Annotated in this window: 24 protein-coding genes; 21 read left to right on the top strand and 3 right to left on the bottom strand. The window is 40.5% G+C overall.

Annotation, left to right across the window (positions count from 1 at the left end):
• The first annotated feature begins 535 nt into the window (after positions 1–535).
• From ABFX33_RS03465 to ABFX33_RS03445, 5 genes are all read left to right on the top strand, one after another.
• Positions 536–1135 carry a GrpB family protein gene (locus tag ABFX33_RS03465; RefSeq protein WP_346084305.1) on the top strand — a complete coding sequence of 200 codons (600 nt, stop codon included), beginning with the start codon at positions 536–538 and terminating at the stop codon, positions 1133–1135.
• Between the two features lie 214 nt (positions 1136–1349).
• Positions 1350–1745, top strand: coding sequence for a cytidine deaminase family protein (locus ABFX33_RS03460; protein WP_120258190.1), 396 nt, complete (start codon positions 1350–1352; stop codon positions 1743–1745).
• A gap of 49 nt (positions 1746–1794) precedes the next feature.
• Positions 1795–2466: a type A chloramphenicol O-acetyltransferase gene (gene catA, locus ABFX33_RS03455; protein WP_257089695.1), complete on the top strand. Its 672-nt coding sequence runs from the start codon at positions 1795–1797 to the stop codon at positions 2464–2466.
• A gap of 98 nt (positions 2467–2564) precedes the next feature.
• Positions 2565–3401 carry a GNAT family N-acetyltransferase gene (locus ABFX33_RS03450; RefSeq protein WP_346084303.1) on the top strand — a complete coding sequence of 279 codons (837 nt, stop codon included), beginning with the start codon at positions 2565–2567 and terminating at the stop codon, positions 3399–3401.
• 87 nt (positions 3402–3488) lie between these two features.
• Complete coding sequence (locus ABFX33_RS03445; protein WP_346084301.1) at positions 3489–4055, top strand: DUF6624 domain-containing protein; 567 nt, start codon at positions 3489–3491, stop codon at positions 4053–4055.
• Here the strand turns inward: ABFX33_RS03445 and ABFX33_RS03440 are convergent.
• Positions 4019–4597: a GNAT family N-acetyltransferase gene (locus ABFX33_RS03440; protein WP_257089703.1), complete on the bottom strand. Its 579-nt coding sequence runs from the start codon at positions 4595–4597 to the stop codon at positions 4019–4021. The genes ABFX33_RS03445 and ABFX33_RS03440 overlap by 37 nt on opposite strands.
• Before the next feature lie 85 nt (positions 4598–4682).
• Between ABFX33_RS03440 and ABFX33_RS03435 the strand changes: the two genes are divergently transcribed.
• The 9 genes from ABFX33_RS03435 to ABFX33_RS03395 all read left to right on the top strand — a co-directional run bounded on the left by ABFX33_RS03435 (position 4683) and on the right by ABFX33_RS03395 (position 12522).
• The gene (locus ABFX33_RS03435) at positions 4683–5264 is read left to right on the top strand and encodes a TetR/AcrR family transcriptional regulator (protein WP_346084300.1); all 582 of its coding nucleotides are present in this window, start codon (positions 4683–4685) and stop codon (positions 5262–5264) included.
• Positions 5265–5417: 153 nt separating this feature from the next.
• A complete protein-coding gene (locus ABFX33_RS03430) occupies positions 5418–5711 on the top strand; it encodes a hypothetical protein (protein WP_257089707.1) in 294 nt (97 codons plus the stop codon).
• 7 nt (positions 5712–5718) lie between these two features.
• Positions 5719–5949: a hypothetical protein gene (locus ABFX33_RS03425; protein ID WP_346084299.1), complete on the top strand. Its 231-nt coding sequence runs from the start codon at positions 5719–5721 to the stop codon at positions 5947–5949.
• Between the two features lie 67 nt (positions 5950–6016).
• Positions 6017–7435 carry an aminotransferase-like domain-containing protein gene (locus ABFX33_RS03420; RefSeq protein WP_346084297.1) on the top strand — a complete coding sequence of 473 codons (1419 nt, stop codon included), beginning with the start codon at positions 6017–6019 and terminating at the stop codon, positions 7433–7435.
• 70 nt (positions 7436–7505) lie between these two features.
• Complete coding sequence (locus tag ABFX33_RS03415; protein ID WP_257089713.1) at positions 7506–8015, top strand: GNAT family N-acetyltransferase; 510 nt, start codon at positions 7506–7508, stop codon at positions 8013–8015.
• A 76-nt stretch (positions 8016–8091) separates the two neighbouring features.
• Positions 8092–9150, top strand: coding sequence for a sensor histidine kinase (locus tag ABFX33_RS03410; protein ID WP_346084295.1), 1059 nt, complete (start codon positions 8092–8094; stop codon positions 9148–9150).
• Positions 9143–9868, top strand: a complete 726-nt coding sequence (locus ABFX33_RS03405) for a LytR/AlgR family response regulator transcription factor (RefSeq protein WP_257089719.1) — start codon at positions 9143–9145, stop codon at positions 9866–9868. Before ABFX33_RS03410 ends, ABFX33_RS03405 begins: the two co-directional genes overlap by 8 nt.
• A gap of 140 nt (positions 9869–10008) precedes the next feature.
• A complete protein-coding gene (locus ABFX33_RS03400) occupies positions 10009–11067 on the top strand; it encodes an NAD(P)-dependent alcohol dehydrogenase (RefSeq protein WP_346084294.1) in 1059 nt (352 codons plus the stop codon).
• A 156-nt stretch (positions 11068–11223) separates the two neighbouring features.
• Positions 11224–12522: a cryptochrome/photolyase family protein gene (locus ABFX33_RS03395; RefSeq protein ID WP_346084293.1), complete on the top strand. Its 1299-nt coding sequence runs from the start codon at positions 11224–11226 to the stop codon at positions 12520–12522.
• A 76-nt stretch (positions 12523–12598) separates the two neighbouring features.
• Here ABFX33_RS03395 and ABFX33_RS03390 read toward each other — a convergent pair whose 3' ends face one another.
• The gene (locus tag ABFX33_RS03390) at positions 12599–13378 is read right to left on the bottom strand and encodes an alpha/beta fold hydrolase (RefSeq protein ID WP_346084292.1); all 780 of its coding nucleotides are present in this window, start codon (positions 13376–13378) and stop codon (positions 12599–12601) included.
• Positions 13379–13553: 175 nt separating this feature from the next.
• Here ABFX33_RS03390 and ABFX33_RS03385 point away from each other — a divergent pair, with 175 nt between their 5' ends.
• Positions 13554–14108 (top strand): cysteine hydrolase family protein, encoded by a 555-nt coding sequence (locus ABFX33_RS03385; RefSeq protein ID WP_346084291.1) that lies wholly within the window; start codon positions 13554–13556, stop codon positions 14106–14108.
• A gap of 213 nt (positions 14109–14321) precedes the next feature.
• Here ABFX33_RS03385 and ABFX33_RS03380 read toward each other — a convergent pair whose 3' ends face one another.
• Complete coding sequence (locus tag ABFX33_RS03380; RefSeq protein ID WP_346084290.1) at positions 14322–15173, bottom strand: helix-turn-helix domain-containing protein; 852 nt, start codon at positions 15171–15173, stop codon at positions 14322–14324.
• Between the two features lie 591 nt (positions 15174–15764).
• Between ABFX33_RS03380 and ABFX33_RS03375 the strand changes: the two genes are divergently transcribed.
• The 6 genes from ABFX33_RS03375 to ABFX33_RS03350 all read left to right on the top strand — a co-directional run bounded on the left by ABFX33_RS03375 (position 15765) and on the right by ABFX33_RS03350 (position 23173).
• A complete protein-coding gene (locus ABFX33_RS03375) occupies positions 15765–16664 on the top strand; it encodes a helix-turn-helix transcriptional regulator (protein WP_120258176.1) in 900 nt (299 codons plus the stop codon).
• Between the two features lie 196 nt (positions 16665–16860).
• A complete protein-coding gene (locus ABFX33_RS03370) occupies positions 16861–18006 on the top strand; it encodes an efflux RND transporter periplasmic adaptor subunit (RefSeq protein WP_346084289.1) in 1146 nt (381 codons plus the stop codon).
• Between the two features lie 11 nt (positions 18007–18017).
• A complete protein-coding gene (locus ABFX33_RS03365; protein ID WP_346084288.1) occupies positions 18018–21164 on the top strand; it encodes an efflux RND transporter permease subunit in 3147 nt (1048 codons plus the stop codon).
• A 16-nt stretch (positions 21165–21180) separates the two neighbouring features.
• Positions 21181–22608 carry a TolC family protein gene (locus ABFX33_RS03360; protein WP_346084287.1) on the top strand — a complete coding sequence of 476 codons (1428 nt, stop codon included), beginning with the start codon at positions 21181–21183 and terminating at the stop codon, positions 22606–22608.
• Positions 22609–22630: 22 nt separating this feature from the next.
• The gene (locus tag ABFX33_RS03355) at positions 22631–22906 is read left to right on the top strand and encodes a hypothetical protein (RefSeq protein WP_120258171.1); all 276 of its coding nucleotides are present in this window, start codon (positions 22631–22633) and stop codon (positions 22904–22906) included.
• A gap of 27 nt (positions 22907–22933) precedes the next feature.
• Positions 22934–23173 carry a hypothetical protein gene (locus tag ABFX33_RS03350; RefSeq protein WP_147420342.1) on the top strand — a complete coding sequence of 80 codons (240 nt, stop codon included), beginning with the start codon at positions 22934–22936 and terminating at the stop codon, positions 23171–23173.
• The last annotated feature ends 4 nt before the right edge of the window (positions 23174–23177 follow it).

Below are 23177 nucleotides of genomic sequence, written 5' to 3'. Positions count from 1 at the left end.
ATGTAATTCGATATTTTATGTAATGGATTTCTTTATTTTAATGTAATTTTATGTTATATAACAAGCTTTTAGCGGTACACTTATCCAGCAATATTTAAGTAAAAGCTATGTATTTTTTAATGTGTCAGTAATATGATAACGATTATGGTAAATGCTTTTCTGACGCAAAATTAAATGGAAGTTTTTGTTTAAGAAGTATTGTTTGATGAATGAAGTTTTTCCTGTAGAGAAACATCTACAGGGCAACAACCGGCGCTACGTTCCATATCAGAGATGATGCAGCTTACGTTTTAAAAAGAAGTTGTAACGTGTAAAATCTTATAATATGCACACATTATGCAAAAAAATGGATGCTTACTGAAAATCGAAAAACTTTAATTTTGCCTCCAACGTTTTACTGTTTTACCAGCTTCAACTTATTGGTAATTACGGCGTAAAATCAATCTATTGGAGCAGCCACTGTCCATTTTGAAAATCGAGATAGATTGGGCCGGCATAAAACAAACTATGTATTGAATTTTAAACAATTATTTAAATGATATTACCTTTTGAACCCCATGATCCAAAATGGAAAAAACAATTTGAGTCCATTAAACTAGAGCTACAATTCCTGTTGAAACCCTTAAATCCTCAAATTGATCATATCGGCAGTACTGCGGTAGAAGGTCTTTCAGCGAAACCAATTATTGATATACAGATCGGTGTGGAGAACGAAACTGATCTAGACTGGTTACCTGGTTTATTGAAACTACCGAATATTGTTTACTATGAAAAATATAATCAGGACTGGCCAGAACGCCGATTTTTTATATTATTGAAGGAACCTATCTATAGCATCGGTGTTCCAGATGTCGTAAAAATAGGGGATGATATACCCGCAATCTTGCATGATCATGAGCTTCGTATTGCACATTTGCATGCATTTGTAAAAGGTTCGTCCGATTGGACAAGACACCTCGCATTACGCGACTATCTAATCGCACATCCAACGATCCGGGAAAGCTATCAGGAGCTCAAGGAAAAATTAACTCAGCTCGATTGGAAGGATGGAAATGATTATAATATGGGGAAAGATCTATTTTTAAAAACCCAGGAAAAAATCGCTTTGCTATGGCACAAGGAAAGGATCCAATGATCATGGAAAACATACTGATTAAGGATAAAAACTATAGGTTGTACATTGGTTATCAGGACAACGAAACGTTACGATTGGAATTTAATCGAATGGCGAATATGGAAAGAAGACGATCTGCAATTATTTGTTACGTGGGAGTTATTGTCGTTTTTTGAAGAGGAGCACATGAAAGTGGCGACCTTATCGCATACCTAGAATCGGATCGGAGGAAGATATGACAAACAAATTAAAAGAAATCGCAAGCGGGCTTGCAGGTACAAAAACATTAAATGACTTTGTTGAATATGCCGGTGTGGCAGCTGCTATAGAAACAGTGGCCGGCAATATTTATACTGGAATCAGCATTGATACGGCTTGCTCTATGGGCTTTTGCGCTGAGCATAGCGCTGTTGCTGAAATGCTGAAACACCATGAATTTCAAGTCAGGGCATTTGTTGCGGTGGATGCTGCGGGAAATGCCGTCCCCCCCTGTGGGCGTTGTAGAGAATTGATAAGCCAGCTTGCCAAGACTAATCTTGATGCAATCGTGGAAGTGAAAAATGGGGTATTCAAATCGTTAAAGGAATTACTGCCTTTTGACTGGAAAGAAGATCTCGATAGGAATTGGTGATTTTTAGGATTGGACCAATTGGTATAAAATAAATAATTAGTGGAATAAAATGGGAAAAATAGGATCAGATTATAAGAAGATAAATTTAGCGGATTGGAACCGAAAGGAGCATTTTTCAGTCTATCGTAGCCAGATGAAATGCGGATTTAGCCTCACGACAAAAATTAATATCACTAACCTGCTTCCTTTTATAAAGGAAAATGGCTATAAATTTTATCCTGTCATGATTTACCTAATTACAAGGGCCGTAAACAATCATGAGGCTTTTAAGATGGCTATGAAGGATGGGGAACTCATTGTATGGGACTATGTAAATCCGATATATACTGTGCTGCATCCGGAAGCGGAAACTTTTTCGGCGCTATCGACTGTATACGATGCGGATTTTGCAGCGTTTATGGCCAATTACAATCGTGTTGCCGAAAGACATGCCGACGATTTACGTTTTTTTCCGGAGACGCCTCCAGAGAATCATTTTAATATTTCAGCAATTCCCTGGATTAATTTTGATAGCTTTAACCTTCATATTGCCGACTTTACAGATTATTTTGCACCTTCTTTTACGATTGGAAAATATCAGCAACAAGCCGATGAAATCTTAATGCCTATAGCAATTCAGGTGCATCATGCTGTCTGTGATGGAATACATGTCGCTAAATTGATTGCGACACTGGAGGCATATTGTAAGGACATCGGGACAGTTCTTAAATCTCAGGTATAAATCTAAGAAATCGCCTTTTTCAGAACAGTCCTTTTGTCTGGATTCTGTCTGTACGCCAAACTGTTTTGTTCTTTTGGTAATAAACAAATGATAGCTCAATGAAAATACGACAATTAACGCAATCCGATATTCCTCAGCTGCTGCAAACTATTAATGGAGCTTTTAAGGATTATATTGTTCCATTTCAACTCGATATAGAACAATTGCGACAGAAAATCAGCATGGAAGATATTCAGTTAACTTGGTCTGTTGCTGCGTTTGCGGAGAACAAACTTGTCGCGTTTATGATGCATGGTCTGCGGGAAATAGATCGTCAGCTTGTGGTCTACAATGGTGGAACGGGTGTACTGCCTGAATTCCGCGGGCATGGGTTAGTGGGGAAAATGTATCATTATCTAATCCCGTTTTTTAATGAGAACAAGGTCAGGCAGGTTGTTTTGGAAGCAATAGAAAGTAACAGCGCGGCCATCCGTGCCTATGAGAAAAGTGGTTTTTCGATCAACAGACAATTGCTATGTTTCAGTGGTGTCATTCAGCCAGCTAGGGTGAGCCATGTGGCGAGAATCCAACCGCTGTCTAATTTCTCCTGGCAGGAATTTCAATCGTTTTGGGATATTTTACCAAGTTGGCAAAGCGCAGCAAAGAGTATGGATCGTTTGCAACCTAGTGCATTAGGAGCATATATCGAGGACAAACTTGTGGGGTATATTCTTTTTAATCCTGGAAACAAACGGATATACCAAGTCGCTGTGGCACCCGAATATCGGCGGAAAGGAATTGGAACGCAGCTTTTTCAGACGCTTAAAGAAGAAATTCCTGCGGAAAAAATAAGTTTCAACAACGTTGATGCGAAAGCGGAAGAGGTGAAATTATTTTTGGAAAAACAGGGATTGGTCAATGGCATCAATCAGGTTGAAATGATAAAGCTGCTATAAACCAGGTGCTCGCATGTCAAATGTGGTTTTTCTTGGCATTTGACCAAACAATAACATCTAGTTGTGAGTATATAAGAGACAATCGGTATGATATTATACAAAAAGTTAGCGAACGAACTGGTCCAATTAGCAGATGATGATCTCCTATTACGGAACGAACTGGCCGAGAAGGGGGAACTTCAGAAGGGCTATCATCCCGCAATGGCGGCCGTTCACCGTGATAACGCGAAGCGATTACGGGAGATAATTGCCGAGATAGGTTACCCCGGTATTTCAAAAGTAGGAGCAAAGGCCAGTGAGGCGGCATGGTTAATTGTGCAACATGCTATCTCAGAACCCGGTTTCATGCAACACTGTTATCAACTGATGATCAATGAAAAAGAAGACATCGACCCTGCTCATATAGCCTATTTATACGATAGAATACATTATTTTAAGAGCAAACCACAGCGTTTTGGAACACAACTGACCTCTGATGGTAGAATCTATCCGGTCGAAGACAAAGCGAACCTCAATAAACAACGTTTGCGGATGAATCTACCTGAGCTTTCTCAGATGAAACTTTATACCGTGTATGATTTAGACCAGCTGGCGACTTTGGATCAGCAGGATATGGATTATACAATCTGGCGAAAGGAAGTAGGCTGGCTATAGTTCTTTTTAAGCAAGGCAAATATTTCACCATCTACGAAACGCCCCTTCTCAAAGAAATAGTCATGGAGAATTCCTTCGGAAACAAGATCCATTTTTTCCAGCAACCTACGGGAAGCTAAGTTGTCCGGGTCAATAAAAGCCTCTATTCGATTGAGTTTATAGCAGTCGAAACCAAATGAAATAATAGCGGAAATAGCTTCTGTCATCATGCCCTGTTGCCAGAAGTCAGGATGAAGTTCATAACCGATCTCTGCACGAAAATGCTCGTTGGAAAAATTATGGAAACCACAAGAACCAATGAGCTGATCCGGATTGTCCTTTAAACAAATTGCCCAACGGATAGCCTCTTTTTCTAGAAAATTTTTCTGCCAGGTTTTTACAAGCTCATAAGCCTCCTCTATATGCTGGAATGTTGGTAAATCGAAATATAATGTTACCTCATCTTTTGAAAAATAAGAAAATAGAGCGGCAGCATCTGAATCTTGGATTTGACGTAAATGAAGACGTTCTGTTGTTAAAATTGGGAATGTATCCGATATCATAACAGTAAAAATAATAAAATATGTTCAAAAGCAGAATGATGATTTGAATTTTCGACATTTTTTGTATTTTTGTCTAGTAATGACAATGCAACAGGAAAATATTAAGGAAGAAATTATTCTTTCGTCGATGAAAGTGTTTGAAACTTATGGTTTTACGCGGGTTTCAATGCAGGATATTTCTAAAGCCTGTGGTAAGGGACGTAGTACACTGTACTACTATTTTACGAGCAAGATGGACGTTTTTGACGCAATAGCCGAATATTTATGTCAGCAGGTGTTTACAATTGCCAAAGAAAGTTATAGCCGGGAAGCTTCTCTAGAGGATAATTTGGTCGGCTTTCTAAGGGCTAAATTGCGTCAGATCAATTTGATTACGAAACGTTTTCACTTGGCTTTTGAGGATATGAAATCCGATCCGGCATTAATGGTCTCCAAGACACGTTATATGTTGGATGATGAAATTGAATTGATCCGTGATATGATCGGGATCGCTATTGCCAAAGGGGAAATCCAGTTTCTTGAAGAAAAGGATATGCTGTTTCTCTCAGAGATGTTAGTGACGACATCCCGTTGTTTTGAGCAGGAAGTATTGCTTTTTGATCGGTTTCCTGACTTTGAAGCACGGCTTGCCTGGTTGATTAGTATATGTGTAAAGGGGTTAAAATAAGCTGATTTTAGACGTTTTCAGGCCCCAGTAAATAGATGAGCATTTGCTCGTTTTTTTAGCGATAGATTTCGACATAAATACAAAATATGTCTATTTGAATAGGTGTTTGTTTTGATGTAACAATTGGAATGTCTAACGAAAATACGAAATAACATGATATTAAATGCAAAAATAGGAAGGGTACGAAGGTCGTTAACTGCGCAAAAATATGTGCTCGTGTTGGTTGAAACGGATGAGCATATACGTCCAGAGTCTACCGGGTTGTTAAATTCGGAGTTTGATTGTTATCTACTGGTGCATCAGGAAATCGAACGACTGGATGAATTGGCGCTTGCATTAGAAAATACAAATAAAGAAGTTCGATTGGCTCGAAATTTTAATGAATTGAAGGACAAAGGGATTTTGATTGACCAGTTAAACCAAATTACTGTTAAGATATTGAAATAAATCTATTATGTATAAAGTTGTTTACTCCCTATCACGCAAATTGAAATGGAAGGCAAGTGAGCTCTTTCATTTCCTATATCAGAGTTTCCCAGAGATCAAGAATATTGATTTATTGTTGGATGACCGGCAGTTTTTACTGGTTGTTAAAATTAATAGCCGTTTAGAATTTTCAATTTTGAATATTTGTCAGCAACGGGGAATTACCATGCAATTTGTCCAGGTGGAAGATGTAGACTGAAGATCTGCGACCATCCGGTTCAATGCATTATTATAAAATTCACATGTCCTAGTTTTCAATTCGGCCGATGAAGAAGTATAAATATGAGGTGTTCACTTCCAAAATCGAGGAAAACATCAAAAACGGAATATTAAAAGCAGGTGACAGGTTACCTTCTATTCGACGGATAAAACAAGAATATGGTTTAAGTACGAGCTCAGTCCAGAGTGGATTCGATGATCTCATGTTTAAAGGACTGGCGACGAGTTTCCCCCGTTCCGGTTATTGTGTCGCTGTGGGGACAAAAAACGTAAATGATGAAACGCTTGCTACATTAAATCTTACTCCCAGAAATGCAGTATTCAGAGACAACATCAGTCTAACCTCTTATCGAAAACAACATGCTGAAACTGCTTTTTTTAATGCTGCAACACCCTCAGATCTGTTTGTACCACAAAAATTGGTACTACGAACCATGCAACAGATCATTCGCGAAAAATCAGCAGCACTATTGCGGTATTATCCGAGTAATGGGAGTGATGAGCTAAGAGAACTGATTGCACGACGTTCGGCACAACATGGGGCAGCCATCAGCATGGATGAACTACTGATTACTGACGGTGCATTGCAGGCTTTCTATATTGCCTTAGCTATCACTACCGAACCCAATGATATTGTGGCCATAGAGAGCCCCTGTGTTTTTTCTATGCTGGAGGTTATTGCCAGTCTACGTTTGAGAACCATCGAAATTCCCGTTCGTGGAGAGGGTGGCTTAGATACAGAATACCTTAAAAATGCCTGTCGTAAAAATAATATTAAGGCGATCGTTGTGACGCCAAATTTTCATAATCCGACAGGAATTTTAATGTCTGGGGAGACGAAGCACGCGGTATATGAAATTGCTCATTTTCATCATATCCCAATTATTGAAAACGATATTTATGGCGATCTCTATTTCAGCCATTCCCGACCTACAACTATTCGGAATCTCGATAACGAAGGTCTTGTGCTTACTTTTTCGTCATTCGCGAAAACCATTGCCCCTGGAATCCGTTTGGGTTGGCTAGCTCCTGGAAAATTTTTTGAAAAAGCTGAACGATTGAAATTTTCGCTTGGGAGATCGGTCTCACCGCTTAACCAGGAGCTCCTCACAAAATTGCTTAATACATCGAGTTACGATAGGCATCTCCGAATATTTCGGCAGCAACTAAAAAAGCAGGCATTACAGTTGGTAGAGCAAATCAATCGCTGTTTTCCTGCGGAGAGTCATACCTATACACCCGCTGGGGGATATAGTCTATGGACCAGATTACCGGCAACGATCGATATGCAATTGTTCTATGATAACTGTGCTAAATCTGGTGCCTACTTTGCACCAGGAGCAATTTTTTCCTTTACAGATGCTTATGATCATTGCTTTAGAACTGTTTTCTCCCAACGTATTGCAGACATACATCTCGAAACGATAGCAAACATTGGAAACCTCCTTAAAAAGGAACTGTACTGATCTATCCTTCATAATCTGAACCGAGAATCCCTGAGCTGGAGCCTGTAAATTTGTGTTTTAATAATGTGATATGAATTTACAAACCAAATTTACCATTGCGTCAGAGGAGGGATTGAAACTGTTGTTCCTATTGAAAAGGGAACAGATCCATCGTATGTATGACAACCAGATCGATTCAAAAGATCTTAACAATTATCTTGATATACAATTGAATAATCAAAGAGCGGCAGACGAACTCAACAATCTGAGTACACAGCTGATCAGCGTTTTCGCGGACGCTGAACCTGCAGGCTATGCTATGATTAAGCAATCGCCTGTTCCTGAGCTATTAAAGGGTATGAAAGCGATCCATTATGCCGACTTTTACATTCGAGATCAATATGATAATCAGGCGATAAGGGAGTGCCTATGGAAGAAATGTCAATCGGTTACGAACTTTTACAACGCATGCTGGATCGAATTGCTGCAAACTGACCCGCTCGTTCCTTTTTTCGAAGATTGTGGGTTTAGCATCGAGCAGCAATCTCTTCTGGAACCTTTTGGAAAGAAATCCTATATCATGATATGGAAGCGGAACTGATAAAAAATCATGATGAACTCAGTTCATCATGATTTTTTGCATATTACCCATAAATAGTTGAATTTTACTTCAGGATATGGAACAACGTCTCATGACAAACAAAAGTCGGTGGTATTCAAAGCGGTATTTACAGGAGTTTATACTGTTTACCGCCATGTTTTTGCTGACGATGCTCCATGAATGGATGAAAATTGATACCATTATCGATTTTATCAAAGGCCTGGTATTTTTTAGCCTACTGTATATCCAAGCACAGTTGCACCGTCACTTCTTTTTCTCATTCTTCATGAAGAAAAAGTATTTTATCTATGTGATCGGCGCCGTTTTTTCAACGCTAACTGGAGCAGCACTCTTGGTTGTGGTTAATTATTTTTGGATCGATACTGCCTATTATGAAAGAGGGGAGATATCCGTATTCCAAGATTTTGCCTACCAAATTATGTTATGTGTGATAAGCACATTTACAATGCTCTCTTTTTTCCTCTTACGCCAATATGCCAATGAGGTTGAGAAAAGAAATGAAGCACAGTTGATGCTAAGTGAGATCAATGTGAAATATTTACATGCACAGCTAAATCCCCATTTTTTCTTTAATATGTTCAACAACCTTTATGGCGTGAGCTTAACTGAGCCATCCCGTACACCTGAACTGATCTTGAAACTATCGGAATTGATGCGATACCAGTTGGAAAATGCCAATAGAGATATGATAAGGCTAAAGGAGGAAGTTGATTTTATCGCTAATTACGTTGCTATGGAGAAGGAACGCGTTGGCAAACGCTGTGCGATAAGGTATGTGTTAGCAGGGGAGGACGATGAATTGAATCGCTATCGGATTGCACCATTACTTTTGATCACATTGATTGAAAATGCCTTTAAACATAGTCTTACGAACGAAAGGAGATGGTATGTGGATATCTTTATTACTTTTAGCGATGGTGCATTGACCGTGGATATCAAAAATTCGTTGGCAGATAAACTACTGAAAAATAATTCCACAGGTCTCGGGTTAGCGAATACCCGCCAACGTTTAGCCCTGCTTTATCCGACACAATATAAGTTGCATTGTGCTGAAATGGGGCATGATTACCATACTTTTTTAACATTAAACTTAAAATCTTCAGCATATGAATGAGCGTTTGAGGTGCATTGTGGTTGACGATGAGGAAGGGGCGCATCTAGTCCTTCATCATTATATCAAGGATATCAAAAAATTGGATCTAAAAGCTTCCTTCTATCATCCCGTTGAAGCAATGGATTATATGTATGATCATGAAGTTGATCTTATTTTTTTGGATATCAATATGCCCGGATTGAATGGCTTGGAGATGTTAAGAGCACTGTCTAATCCGCCCCTTGTAATTTTAACAACAGCATATAAAGAATATGCTTTGGAAAGTTATGAATATAGGGTGGTCGATTACCTGGTGAAACCTTTTGACATCAGACGGTTTATGTCAGCGATTGACAACGTTTTCTCTAGATATCCATCAGTCAGACCTACAATATTGGATCATCCTGTCGTGCTTGCCACTGCAGCAGCCTCCTCTGTAGTCGTTAAAGTGGATGGTGATTTTGTGCGGATTATGTGTAAAGACATCATATACATACAAAGCTGGGGCAATTATGTTAAGATTTTCACCACATCGGGATCCTTTGTGAGTTCACTAACGACAGCTGAAATGGAACAAAAGTTAGACAAAGATCTTTTTATGCGAATACATAAATCACATATTGTCTCACTGGAGCGTGTCAGTAAAATTTCAGGCGGTTCGGCCGAGTTAGATTCTGGGGAAAAATTGCCAATTGGATCAACTTACCGACGGGAGCTTCTGCTGTATTTCCAAAAGTAGTATTGAAACTTCAATATATTGTATGCTGATACAGAGTCTGATCAGATTATTTTTCAAACATTGCTGTTCTAAACTAAACTTTTTTGATTATCAAGGGTTATTTTTAACGAAACAATTCATCATAGATCATTTATTTTAATATGAGTACATTTTCAATAAAAGCTTTCGGAACCGAGGCTCCGACGGCAGACTTAAAGCAACTGGAGGTACAACGTCGTGCGGTAACGGCGAAAGATGTAGAAATTGATATTCTATACTGTGGTGTTTGTCACTCTGACTTACATACGGCACGTAATGAATGGGGCGGAACAATTTACCCCAATGTTCCAGGTCATGAGATTGTGGGACGGATTACAAAAGTAAGCTCCGATGTAACGAAATTTAAAGTAGGTGATCTTGCCGGTGTTGGCTGCATGGTTGACAGTTGTCGTGAATGCGAGAGCTGTAAAGAGGGTTTGGAGCAATATTGTGAGAATGGAAATATCCAAACATACAATGGTCATGATAAGCATTTGGACAAACAGACCTTTGGCGGATATTCGGAGCGTGTCGTGGTGGATCAGGATTTTGTCTTGCATATTCCCGAAAATCTGGATTTAGCAGCAACGGCTCCGCTACTTTGTGCAGGTATCACAACGTATTCGCCATTACGGCATTGGAAGGTTGGTCCCGGACAAAAAGTAGGCATCGTGGGCATTGGTGGTTTGGGACATATGGGGGTGAAAATAGCCAAAGCAATGGGTGCACATGTCGTCGTGATAACAACTTCTGCAAGTAAAGTAGAAGATGCCAAGCGCTTAGGCGCGGATGAAGTCATTTTGTCTACCGATCAGGAGCAGATGAAAAAGAATGCTGGTACTTTGCATTTTATTTTAGATTGTGTCTCCGCGCAACACGATATCAACGTCTACTTGAGCCTATTGAAACGCGATGGCTCACTGACACTTGTCGGTGCTCCTGAACATCCTCTGCCAGTAGCTCCATTTAGCTTAATCCCTACACGTAAAAGTTTCTCCGGATCGATGATCGGTGGTATTGCCGAAACGCAAGAAATGCTGAATTTCTGTGGAAAGCATAATATCACTTCGGATATAGAATTAATACGTATGCAGGATATCAATAAGGCTTACGACAGATTGTTAAAGAGCGATGTGAAATATCGTTTTGTTATCGATATGGATAGTTTAAAAAATAATTAAAATCAGTTCAGACAAAGCTAAATCAAGAGAACATGCTTTCAGTTTAGTAGAGGCTTAGCTTTGTCTGATCAGCGTTTTTTCTTGGGATTTATTTTTGGTGTTATCAAATTAAACAGATGGGGCTCGTCGGTAGTTGATCGAGTTACCACTATTTTTATGGAGAAAAGTAAAGTTGTGGTGTTTTGGTTCCGTCGGGACCTCCGGTTGGAAGACAATGTAGGACTATCTCAGGCATTGGGGAAGGGGCTTCCTGTGTTGCCGATATTTATATTCGATGAAGATATTTTAGGGCGATTGGAAGATAAGTTAGACCGACGTGTAGATTATATCCATCAGGCTCTTGATGGAATAAATAAAAAACTAAGGGAATATGGAACTACTTTAACGAGCTTTCATGGTAGTCCTGTGGCAATTTTTAAAACATTGCATGAGCAATACAATATTCAGGAAGTCTATTGTAATAGCGATTACGAACCTCAAGCGATCCGACGGGATCGGACGATCGCTGAATTTTTCAATGCTGCTGGAATTCCATTTAATGCCGTAAAAGATCAGGTTATTTTTGACAAGCATGAAATCTTGAAAATTGATGGTACACCCTATACCGTTTATACACCTTATGCAAAAAGATGGCGGGAGAAATTAACGGCAGAAGATTATCAATTCACTGATCAAATAGTTGGGCATTTTTTTCAGCAGACATACGCACCAATAATCCCCTTGGAAAAAATAGGGTTTAAAAAGACGGATTTGACTTTTGAACCACCACAACTGAATACAGCTATTATTAATACCTACGATAAATACCGTGATTATCCTTCCTTAGAGGGGACGACCAATTTGGGTATTGCACTTCGTTTTGGAACAATTAGTATTCGTCGCTGTGTTGCTTTTGCAAAACAGCATAATGAGGTCTGGCTGTCTGAATTGATCTGGCGGGAGTTTTTTATGCAGATCTTATTTCATTTTCCCAATGTGGTCAACGAATCCTTTAAAAAGAAATACGACGATATCCAGTGGCGCAACGATGAAACGGAGTTTGAATGCTGGTGTCAAGGAAAAACAGGCTATCCTTTGGTCGATGCGGGTATGCGGCAATTGAACAGTACCGGATATATGCATAATCGTGTGCGTATGGTTGCAGCGAGTTTTCTATGCAAACATTTATTGATTGATTGGCGATGGGGAGAGGCCTATTTTGCGCAAAAGCTCAACGATTATGATTTATCTGCGAATAACGGGAATTGGCAATGGGCAGCAGGGAGTGGCTGCGATGCCGCCCCGTATTTTAGGGTGTTTAACCCGATTATTCAGGCCGAAAAATTTGATAAAAAACAAGAATATAGTAGACAATGGATTCCCGAACTTGGGACAACAGATTATCCCGAACCTATTATAGCGCATCCAATTGCCAGAGAACGTGCGCTAAAAACTTATGCAGCAGCATTGAAGTAAGCGACGGATAATGATAAATCAATCCCACCAGACCTGATCGGCTGAGGTGGGATTGATCTATCCTATAGTAGATTTTTTATTGATCCAAAAAAGCAGCAACAAAGGCGTCGAATGCTTGTGGGTTTTCAGCTTGTACCCAGTGTCCTGCATTTGGTATTGTTTCAAAGCTAACATCTGGAAATTGCTCCTTGATTTTGATTTTATCTTCAGGAAGAATGTAGCGCGATTTTTCGCCTGCTAAAAAAAGGGTAGGACCAGTATAAATCCCCGCTTTTACACCTATTGTAATGAAATCTGCATATTTCCGTTGCAGAACATCCAGGTTGAAACGCCAACCCAATTTACGGTCTTCTTTAATATAGACGTTTTTTAACAAAAATTGAATTACTCCGGGATCATCAAGGTAGCTTTCGAGTTTTGTCTGTACATCTTTTCGGTTGTCCATACTATTGATATCAACCGCACAAAGGGCATTGAAGATATCTTCATGATGTGGTGGGTAAGCCTTGGGAGCTATATCCGCAATAATCAATTTTTCAACCTGTTCCGGATGCTCAATGGCAAATTGCATGGCAACTTTGCCGCCGAGAGAATGACCCAATAATAAGACTTTTTCTGCTCCGATCGAAGCGATATAGGCGCCCAGGTCCTCGACCATTTCCTCAACGGACATGCCGTCACTGTGAAAACTTCGACCATGATTGCGCAGGTCAAGTAAATGTATCTGTCTTTTTTCTCCAAAGCTACGGCCAAAAGATCCCCAGTTGTCCGCCATACCAAAAAGGCCATGCAGAACAACAAGCGGTGTACCACCGTTTTCTGCGCCGTATATTTTGCTGTGTAGTAATTCTTTCACGATATTTCTCTCCTTTAAACGAATTGAAGTGGCCTTATAAGGGCCATTCTCGATGGCTAAGATAGCTAAAACATCCCTTCTTATCAAAATGGTAGTGTCGATGATCTATTTGGTAGTGCCTTCCATCGTTGACAAGTTAATTTTGTAGTAACGAAAACATAATAATAGATAACACATGAATACTACAGCGTTAATTGTCATAGACATTCAAAATGAATATTTTGAAAATGGCGGAATGGAACTTGTAAACCCAATTGCCGCAAGCGTAAATGCCGGAAAAATAATCGGCCATTTTAGAGAAATAAAAGCCCCGATTATCCATATTCAGCATATTTCTCCCGATCCAACGAAAATGCCATTTTTTATAGCAGGTACGGTTGCTGCTGAGATCCATCCAAACGTCAGACCACTGCTGGGAGAGAAAGTGATCCAAAAACACTTTCCAAATAGTTTTAGGGAAACCGAACTTTTTGATTATCTGAAAGCCAATCAAATTACTGAACTTGTTGTTGTTGGCATGATGACGCACATGTGCATTGATGCCACGACGCGGGCTGCGGTTGATTTTGGTTTCCCATGTACAGTAATCGGGGATGCCTGTGCAACACGTGACCTGGAAATTAACGGTGTTACGGTCAAAGCTGACGATGTGCATCACGCGTTTCTAGCAGCATTGGAATTCTTCTATGCGCAGACTCAGACGACAGAAACCTACCTCGCACAAAAGTAGCTATTCTAAAACTGGGAGGTTCCGCATCGGCATTTTTCTATGCGCAGACTCAGAGGACAGAAACCTGCCTCGCACAAAAGTAGCTATTCTAAAACTGGAGCGGTATAGCATTGGAATTTTAAGCTGACAGTGTATGGCAACATTGCTATACACTGTCAGCTTTTTTTGTAATTACTGTGAGTAACCGGCTAGGGACAGCCCGTAATAGACCTTTTACCGTAATTCCTGGATAAATGCACTGATGGTCTTACCCGTCTGCGCCTTAAAAAAACGCATCAGGTGATTAGGCTCGGAAAAATTCAGTTCAAAAGCAATTTCACTGATAGATTTGTCTGAATGTATCAATAAATCCTGCACTTCAAATAATAAGCGCTGTTTGAGTAATTGTGTTGCCGTGGTATTGAATTGTGCTTTAACGGCATGATTCAGTGTGATGCGACTGATGCCCATCAATGCTGTATATTCGTTGATCCGCTGTTTCTGTTGAATATGCTGTTCGAGTAACATCCTGAACTGATAAGCAAAATTATTCTCAGGTTTTTGCAAAGAAAGTCCATTCAACCGGGCATATTTTCGATTCAAGGTCTGTAGCAAATAATAGAGCAAAGAGCGTATAATATGTGCACTGTCTGCCTCTGTCTGAACAAGCTCCGATTTTATTTCCGCGAGCAGTGTGTAAAATTTAGATAGATGTATATCATCTGCAGCTATTTTTACTGTATGGTGCAACTGATAGAAATACAGCAATCGATACGTAAAAAGCTTATCTGCGAAAAACTCATTGAGAAAATCTTCCTGAAAAATCAATGTGGTGAATTCCAGATGCGTAGGGTCCAGTTCCCAGGTATGTTTCTGAAAGGCAGAAATAAAGATAATGTTGTTGTCCGTTAATTCGATGACTTCCTGTCCCAATCGTAAACGTCCCTTAGCCTTTTTGAAAAATAAAATTTCAAAAAAATCTTTATGATAGGTCTCGCGATGGGTATAGTCTGTTTCCTGTTGATTTAATACGTTTAATAGAAATTCAACGCCACATTCACCTTTATGGAATTTTATCGTTCTCAATAGCAGTATACTTTATCAATCAAAAGTACTAATCTTAGGGCTAAATATAGCGCTATATGTACAATCTTGCATTAACATAACCGGACGACTGGATGCCTTATCATTCATTTAACAGTTCGGATAAAAATATTTTTCTAAAATAATTGAGAGATTTATGCGAAATGTGATTTTCGTCACTTTTTTATTGAAAGATTTGATTTACCTTTATGATATAATCAAATAGGCAAAACTTAAATAGTGATATTCATCCCACTTGAATACTTATTAAAAGGTATATTACATTTCTTTTCCTTAAAAAAAGGAACTATTTGATTGATATAGGAAAGATTGAATAGCCATATTAAAATATATTATTTGGGGGTTTTCTCGTCAAGAGAGGCCCCTTATATTTTTTATAGCCTTCAATTTAGCATCTGATATACTTCTGAAAGATGCTGAAAGCAGCGCTTGTCGGGCGCGATGCGGTTAAACAAATCTTTTATTTCTTTTTTGTCAAATTCCAAATCAGGACTGTGATATGATTTTTTACACTTTTTAATCGATTATTTTTGATTGCTTCAATAAAAGTTATTTTAAGGTCAACGCAACATAATGAAAAAAAAGGAGTACGTCATTTCGCTAAAAATGGAGGATATGACGCGTGAACTACTGTTTCCACAACGTAGCAAGGAATACATGGTGCTAGAGTCTACAAGTGACAATATGCAAATACAGCGCAATTGCCATTATCGTGCTTCTTTTTTTGGAGTGCTGTTGGCTGAGGAGGGTATTTCCTATTATCGGGTGGGAGACTATGAATATGAGCTTCAAAAAGGTGATATTCTTTTTTGTGTTCCGCAGGAGGTTTTTAAAGTCATTTACTTTTCCGCAGACATCAAGCAAAAACAAATTTTCTTTTCTACAGATATGCTATCAGATGCCGGCTTTAATTATCGCTCAAATGATATGTTAAAGAACTTTTCCAATAATCCCTCTTATATCATTCGTGGCGAGCAACACCTCTACAAACGATTGGCATTTTATATAAAGGAACTTGCTTATCTCAACGATTTTAAGAATCCGGTCTATTATAGTAATGAGATGATCTGGCATTACTTTTCCTTGTTGATGTATGATATTGAAAATTATTCCAAAAATTTTCGGCAGCAGGCCAGTTTTTCTTCCCGGGAAGAAGAGATTACAAGCGCTTTTTTTGCGCTTGTACGGGAATATTATGTCGAACATCATGATGTTCAGTTTTATGCAGATCGTCTATTTGTCAGTAGAAAATATCTCACGAAGGTAGTCAAGAAAGCGATGTTGCGTACACCCAAAGAGATTATCAACCAGATCCTACTTATTGAAGCGAAGATTCTCTTAAAGAATTCTGCGAATAACGTTGGCCAGGTGGCCTGTTTGCTGAACTTTTCAGATCAAACGGTCTTTAGTAAGTTCTTCAAAAAACATACCGAAAGAAATCCAAGTGACTACAAAATGGATGACCTTTTCTAGGTCATTTTTATCAGTCCAATCTTTGCTCAGATGAAGGTGCTTTTCCAGTAATAGATAGGGAAAGCACCTTTGTTTTTTGTTATCCGGTCTATACGCTTTTGGCGTCTTTTAAACAAATTTTGGCGTCTTTGCGCCGAATTCAGACATCGGTTTTTTTGGACTTTTGCTACACATAAAAATAAAAGCAAAATCCATTATGAAGCAAAACGTCGTTAAAAAGCGCGCCACGAACTTGTTTATTGCGCTGGTATTGTTATCCAGTTGTTCAGGTAAACAACAGGATGGCGGATATCAGCAAGGACCTGCAGAGGTTCTTTTTGGCACTGTAACAACAGGCGATGCAACGATCCGAAATGAGTATGCAAGTGCCATAGAAGGCGTGTCCAATATAGAAATACGACCACAGGTGACCGGTTATCTCCAAAAGATATTTGTGGATGAAGGTGACTACGTCCGTGCCGGACAGGCGCTATTTAAAATTGAAGATCGGATCTTTCAGGAGCAGTTAACAAATGCGCGGGCGGCCTTGTCTGTTGCCGAATCTAATTTATTGACCGCCAAAATTGAGCTGGATCGAAAAACTGAGCTGACCAAAAACCGTATCGTTTCGGATATTCAGATGCAGGAAGCTCAGGCAAGTTATGCCGCCGCAAAAGCATCAGTAGCGCAGGCGAGATCAGCTATCGCCTCAGCACAGATCAATCTGGACTTTTCAGTCATCAAGTCGCCCGTGAATGGGTATATCGGACGTTTCAACTACCGCTTGGGTAGTTTGCTGTCTGCCTCAAATCAAGATGCCATTACAGTCGTTTCTGACAACCATCAAGTGTATGCCTATTTTAGCTTGAGTGAGAACGATTTTGTACGGTTTCAGCGCGAACATACAGGAAATACGGTTGCGGAGAAATTGAAAAATGCAGCACCCGTTGCACTGTTACTTTCGGATGGACAGGAGTATCATACCAAAGGGAGAATAGATGCCGTTGAAGGTCAATTCAATAAAAATACGGGCTCCATTACTTTGCGTGCAAAATTTGATAACCCTCGCGCGGAGCTGCGTAGCGGCAACACAGGCAAAATTGTGATGTATCAACAATTGAAAGAAATGCCCCTGTTACCTATTGCATCCACAGTATCTTACCAAGACAAAGTCTTTGCCTATGCTGTCGATAAGGAAAATAAAGTCGTACAGATACCTGTAGCTATTTCTGGGAAATCTGAAGATAATTTTATTATTCGCGAAGGATTAAAACAGGGAGACCGTTATATCGCTCAAGGATTCGAACGCCTACAACCTGGAATGCCGGTTGTCGCGCAAAAGCAAACTCAAAACAAAAAATAAGACAGCAATTCATGTTAAAAAAAATAATTAAACGACCAGTATTGGCCACCGTGATTTCTGTCTTATTGGTCATTCTTGGTGTGGTCGGTATGCTCAGCTTGCCCATTACCAAATTTCCGGATATTGCACCACCGACCGTTATGGTGACCGCTGTATATCCCGGTGCAAATGCCGAAACAATTGCACGGTCTGTCGCGCCACCCATAGAAAATGCCATCAATGGCGTCGAAAATATGGACTATATTTCGTCGACAGCGAGTAATGATGGTACATTAAATATTACTGTAATCTTCAAGTTGGGAACAGATCCGGATCAGGCCGCCATCAATGTCCAGAACCGTGTAGCCCAGGTTACCAATCAGTTACCTGCAGAAGTTATTCAAAGCGGGATCACGACCTTAAAACGTCAAAATAGTATGATCGCGATGGTCACCCTAACCAGTAAGGATGGTACAATGGACGACCTTTTCCTGGAAAACTACAGCAAGATCAACGTTGTACCCGAACTTAAGCGTATCAAAGGAGTAGGGGACGCGATGGTATATGGCAATAAGGATTACGCCATGCGCGTATGGTTAGACCCCAGCAAACTCAATACATATAACTTGACACCGGGTGATGTATCACGTGCCATCCAGTCCCAAAACTTGGAAGCCGCGCCTGGCCGGTTCGGTGAACAGAGTACCGAGGTAAAGGAATATGTGATGCGTTATAAAGGAAAATTCACTGAACCGCAGCAATACGAAAATATTGTTATCAGGGCCCAGAATGATGGTTCGGTATTACGTCTGAAAGATGTTGCCAAGGTTGAATTTGCGGCTTATAGCTATACCGTAGCATCCAACTATAACAAGAAACCTGCAGTGACCATGGCCATTTTTCAGATGAGTGGATCGAATGCCAATGAGGTACAAATCGCATTGCAAAAGCGAATGGAAGAATTGGAGAAGTCTTTCCCGGGAACCATGGAATATAAGATACCTTATGCAACCAAGGAATCGCTGGATCAGTCCATTGATCAGGTCATCAAAACCCTGATTGAAGCCTTTATTTTGGTATTTATCGTCGTCTTTATCTTTTTGCAAGATTTCCGTTCTACCTTAATTCCGGCCATCGCTGTACCTGTATCAATTGTAGGGACATTTTTCTTCATGAAAATATTTGGGTTTTCAATCAATATATTGACGCTTTTCGCCCTTGTCCTCGCGATTGGTATAGTCGTGGATGACGCCATTGTTGTTGTAGAGGCAGTACACGCCAAAATGGAACGACGGAAACTAAATGCCAAAGCGGCGACGATGTCAGCGATGGGGGAAATTTCGGGCGCTATTGTTTCGATTACCTTAGTGATGTCAGCTGTGTTTGTACCGGTCGCATTTATGGACGGTTCTACAGGTTTATTTTATCAACAATTTGCGCTGACATTGGCTATCGCAATTGTCATCTCAGCGGTGAATGCCTTGACACTTAGTCCGGCTTTATGTGCGATTCTGTTGAAATCTCATGCAGCCCATTCCGACGAAAATCATAAGGCTACATTCAAGGAACGCTTTTTCACCGGATTTAATGCCGCCTTTGATAAACTTACTTTTCGCTATGGAAAGGCAATTTTAATGATGATCAAACGCAAGTGGATCGCATTTTCGCTTTTGGCGGTGTTTGGCGGATTGTTTGCCTGGTACACGATGAATACACCTAAGGGTTTTATCCCTGACGAGGATCAATCATTTATCATTGTGACCGCCAATTTGGCCGCTGGAACATCAAAAGACCGGACAACGGTGTTGATGTCAGATACGGAAAACAAGTTAATGGCTCATCCTGCTGTTCGTGAAGTAATCTCGGTAAATGGGTTAAGCCTGTTCACTGGAGCAATGTCATCTGCCGCCGGTACGTTCTTTATTCGCCTGAAAGCTGAAAAAGAAAGGGGCAAAGTGAGTAATCTCGGGGCCGTTATGGGCGAGCTACAGGGGATACTGGGACAAGATAAGCGGGCCAACTTTCTAGTTTTAAATACACCTACAGTAGATGGTTTTGGTAATTCGAGTGGAATGGAACTGGTTCTACAGGACCGAACGAATGCGGAATTGCAAAAGTTAGGCAATATATCCTATGGCATGATGGGCGCTTTGATGCAACGGCCGGAGATTGCGATGGCCTTTACCACATTTGATGTTTCCTACCCCCAATATGAGGTCGTCGTAGATGAAGCGAAGGCAGCACAACTTGGTGTAGCTGTTAGTGATGTACTCGGTGTTATGCAGGGATATTATGGCAGTATACAGGCTTCGGACTTCAATCGTTTTGGCAAATATTACCGTGTACTGGTTCAGGCAACGGCAGAAACCAGAACCAACGAACAATCCTTACAAGGGGTTTTCGTGAAAAATAGCCGACAAGAAATGATTCCGATCAGTACCTTGGTACGGGTTCAACCGGTTACCGGACCCGAGGTTGTAGAGCGGTTCAACCTATTCAACGCGTCAAACCTTACTGTAATGCCGGCTCCGGGTTATAGTACCGGGCAAGCCATGTCAGCCATACAGGAGGTGGCCAAACAACTGCTTCCACCGGGGTATACCTTCGATTATAAGGGCATGAGTCGTGAAGAAAGCATGGCGACATCGCAAACGACAGTCATTTTTGTGCTCTGTATTGTATTTGTTTACTTCTTGTTATCTGCTCAATATGAAAGCTACATATTACCATTCTCCGTATTGCTGTCCATTCCGGTGGGACTTTCCGGCGTATTTATAGGCATTGGTATGGCAGGTATAGCAAACAATATCTATGTGCAGATCGCGATGGTGATGCTCATTGGGCTATTGGCAAAAAACGGGATATTGATTGTGGAGTTTTCGAGTCAGCGCCGAAAAGCGGGAAAAAGCTTGATTGCTGCTGCGGTGGAAGGTGCAAAAGCACGACTAAGACCTATTTTAATGACCTCATTGGCTTTTATTACAGGGATCGTGCCACTCGTTTTTGTGGTGGGACCTTCAGCAATGGGGAACCATTCCATTGGTTATGCCGCTATTTTCGGCATGCTGGTGGGTACGGTATTGGGGATATTCCTTACACCGGTACTCTTTGTGGTATTTCAGTATTTCCATGAAAGATTGAATGGAGGCGAGTTGGATGAAAGTGAATGGGACTACTAATTAATGATCAGATAAAATGAAACAGATAAAAAGAAATTGCTGGTATAGTGTAGTCTTTCTGACAACGGTAATAGGGGCGAATGCCTGCCGTGTACCACACTATACCGGAATGGAAATGAAACCGATTGATCATTTCCGAAATCAGGACGAGCATGAAGCTGATAGTAGTATCGCGAAGATCTCCTATCGTGATTTTTTTAAAGATGAGATGCTTGTTGAGTTACTGGATAGCGCATTGAAGAAAAATAATGATTTGAAAGTCGCCCTAAAGCAGATCGAATTTGCTTCAGAAGGGTATAAGCAATCCAAGTGGCTGAATGTGCCACTTGTAAATGCGAATCTTGCCAATGTGGGAATTAACCGTCCTTCGGGCAACAGTATGAATGGTATGATGGCCAGTCAATTTATGGGTCAAAAATATACCATGGATTATACCTCCTCAATTCAGATTTCCTGGGAGGCTGATATTTGGGGTAAATTAAATGGGCAAAAACAGGAGAGTTTGGTAGATCTTCTCAAAACTCAGGAAGCTGTCCGCGCGATCAAAACACGTTTGGTCGCTGAGGTTGTTCAAGGCTACTACAACCTACTGCTGTTGGACCGACAGCTGGAAATATCACAGCGCAATTTAGCCTTTGCGGATAGCACCCTATTTATCCTTAATAAACAGGTCGAGTTGGGGCTAGCAAATATCTTGTCGGTCCAACAACAGGAAGTGACACGGGATCAGATTGCCAAACGGATTCCGGCCTTAGAGGCGGGCATTCAGGTGCAGGAAAATGCGTTGAGCATTTTGGTTGGAGAAGTGCCGGGGCCAGTAAAAAGGACCATGCGATTGGATCAGGTGGAGTCATCGGCAAATCTCTCACTGGGTGTCCCTGCAAACCTGTTGAGCTATCGGCCAGATCTGCGTAGTAGCGAATTGGATATCCGGCGGAGCCTGGCCACAATACATGTCGCACGGGCAAGCATGTATCCAAATTTAAATATCACTGCACAGGGAGGGTTAAATGCATTTAAAGCAAATAATTGGTTCAATCTACCAGGGTCACTGTTTGCCGCTGCAACTGGGACAATTGTACAGCCCATTCTGAACGGCAGGCAATTAAAGACACGTTTGGAGCAGTCAAAAATCGCAAAGGATCAAATGGAATTGAATTTCAAACAGACCATGTTAAAAGCCGTTGGTGAAGTGTCTGATGCACTGATTCAGATTGATAAACTGGGGGAACAACTGGAGACATCCAACTTGCAGGTAGAGCGTTCGGACAAGCTTGTTCAAAATGCAATGCTGCTTTACAAATTTAATGAGGCAACCTATCTGGAAGTGATCGTCGCGCAGACCAATAGGCTGCAGGCCGAATTGGATCAGGCGACAGTGAAAGCACAAAAAATTAATGCCATAACATCCCTTTACCGTGCCTTGGGAGGCGGATGGCTCTAATCTCACGATCTTAATACTCGAAATGAAAACAACAAACATGCTGATTCTGATCAATCCAAGTCAAAGCAGCGAGAAAACTGAAAAGATGGCTGCCGCGCTTCGCGCCGATCGGTTTATACTTATTGATGACGATCTGGATTTTGCAGATCATCTGGCACTAATACTTGAAAAAAGAAAGCAAAAAGTGATCATCATGCAGCACTTGGAAGGATTGAATCAGCTGTTTTGTCATGTAGAACATTCATCTTATCGCATTGCTGTTGAATGCTATGGGGTAAAATTAGGAATAGCTAGGTAATCAAGGTAGGATTTATATTGAATAATTATGATGCGTTATATACAATTATTTGCAGTAGGGAGAGGAGTACTATCACGTAGGAAAGAACTGGAGACACATATCTTTTTGCTCGTTCCAACAGTGATATCCATCTCTTTTGATCTCGATGATAAGTTATTTACCATGGTGGTCAAATCAACAAAAAAGGTGGATGAATTGATTCTTCGTTTGATGGAGCAAAAACAGTTGAAGATAAGTCTTTTAGATTTTATGGAGAGACCAGTGTAGAAAG

Origin of the sequence: Sphingobacterium ginsenosidimutans (assembly GCF_039536865.1) — a bacterium.
Classification (GTDB): domain Bacteria; phylum Bacteroidota; class Bacteroidia; order Sphingobacteriales; family Sphingobacteriaceae; genus Sphingobacterium; species Sphingobacterium detergens.
Note: the sequence above shows the minus strand (reverse complement) of the source record. Positions and strands in the feature narration are given on the sequence as shown.

What these genes read in the sequence shown, in the direction of transcription:
- ABFX33_RS03465 (WP_346084305.1), top strand. Translation starts at nt 536, where the DNA reads ATGATATTACCTTTTGAACCCCATGATCCAAAATGGAAAAAACAATTT.
- ABFX33_RS03460 (WP_120258190.1), top strand. Translation starts at nt 1,350, where the DNA reads ATGACAAACAAATTAAAAGAAATCGCAAGCGGGCTTGCAGGTACAAAA.
- catA (WP_257089695.1), top strand. Translation starts at nt 1,795, where the DNA reads ATGGGAAAAATAGGATCAGATTATAAGAAGATAAATTTAGCGGATTGG.
- ABFX33_RS03450 (WP_346084303.1), top strand. Translation starts at nt 2,565, where the DNA reads ATGAAAATACGACAATTAACGCAATCCGATATTCCTCAGCTGCTGCAA.
- ABFX33_RS03445 (WP_346084301.1), top strand. Translation starts at nt 3,489, where the DNA reads ATGATATTATACAAAAAGTTAGCGAACGAACTGGTCCAATTAGCAGAT.
- ABFX33_RS03440 (WP_257089703.1), bottom strand. Translation starts at nt 4,597, where the DNA reads ATGATATCGGATACATTCCCAATTTTAACAACAGAACGTCTTCATTTA.
- ABFX33_RS03435 (WP_346084300.1), top strand. Translation starts at nt 4,683, where the DNA reads ATGCAACAGGAAAATATTAAGGAAGAAATTATTCTTTCGTCGATGAAA.
- ABFX33_RS03430 (WP_257089707.1), top strand. Translation starts at nt 5,418, where the DNA reads ATGATATTAAATGCAAAAATAGGAAGGGTACGAAGGTCGTTAACTGCG.
- ABFX33_RS03425 (WP_346084299.1), top strand. Translation starts at nt 5,719, where the DNA reads ATGTATAAAGTTGTTTACTCCCTATCACGCAAATTGAAATGGAAGGCA.
- ABFX33_RS03420 (WP_346084297.1), top strand. Translation starts at nt 6,017, where the DNA reads ATGAAGAAGTATAAATATGAGGTGTTCACTTCCAAAATCGAGGAAAAC.
- ABFX33_RS03415 (WP_257089713.1), top strand. Translation starts at nt 7,506, where the DNA reads ATGAATTTACAAACCAAATTTACCATTGCGTCAGAGGAGGGATTGAAA.
- ABFX33_RS03410 (WP_346084295.1), top strand. Translation starts at nt 8,092, where the DNA reads ATGGAACAACGTCTCATGACAAACAAAAGTCGGTGGTATTCAAAGCGG.
- ABFX33_RS03405 (WP_257089719.1), top strand. Translation starts at nt 9,143, where the DNA reads ATGAATGAGCGTTTGAGGTGCATTGTGGTTGACGATGAGGAAGGGGCG.
- ABFX33_RS03400 (WP_346084294.1), top strand. Translation starts at nt 10,009, where the DNA reads ATGAGTACATTTTCAATAAAAGCTTTCGGAACCGAGGCTCCGACGGCA.
- ABFX33_RS03395 (WP_346084293.1), top strand. Translation starts at nt 11,224, where the DNA reads ATGGAGAAAAGTAAAGTTGTGGTGTTTTGGTTCCGTCGGGACCTCCGG.
- ABFX33_RS03385 (WP_346084291.1), top strand. Translation starts at nt 13,554, where the DNA reads ATGAATACTACAGCGTTAATTGTCATAGACATTCAAAATGAATATTTT.
- ABFX33_RS03375 (WP_120258176.1), top strand. Translation starts at nt 15,765, where the DNA reads ATGAAAAAAAAGGAGTACGTCATTTCGCTAAAAATGGAGGATATGACG.
- ABFX33_RS03370 (WP_346084289.1), top strand. Translation starts at nt 16,861, where the DNA reads ATGAAGCAAAACGTCGTTAAAAAGCGCGCCACGAACTTGTTTATTGCG.
- ABFX33_RS03365 (WP_346084288.1), top strand. Translation starts at nt 18,018, where the DNA reads ATGTTAAAAAAAATAATTAAACGACCAGTATTGGCCACCGTGATTTCT.
- ABFX33_RS03360 (WP_346084287.1), top strand. Translation starts at nt 21,181, where the DNA reads ATGAAACAGATAAAAAGAAATTGCTGGTATAGTGTAGTCTTTCTGACA.
- ABFX33_RS03355 (WP_120258171.1), top strand. Translation starts at nt 22,631, where the DNA reads ATGAAAACAACAAACATGCTGATTCTGATCAATCCAAGTCAAAGCAGC.
- ABFX33_RS03350 (WP_147420342.1), top strand. Translation starts at nt 22,934, where the DNA reads ATGATGCGTTATATACAATTATTTGCAGTAGGGAGAGGAGTACTATCA.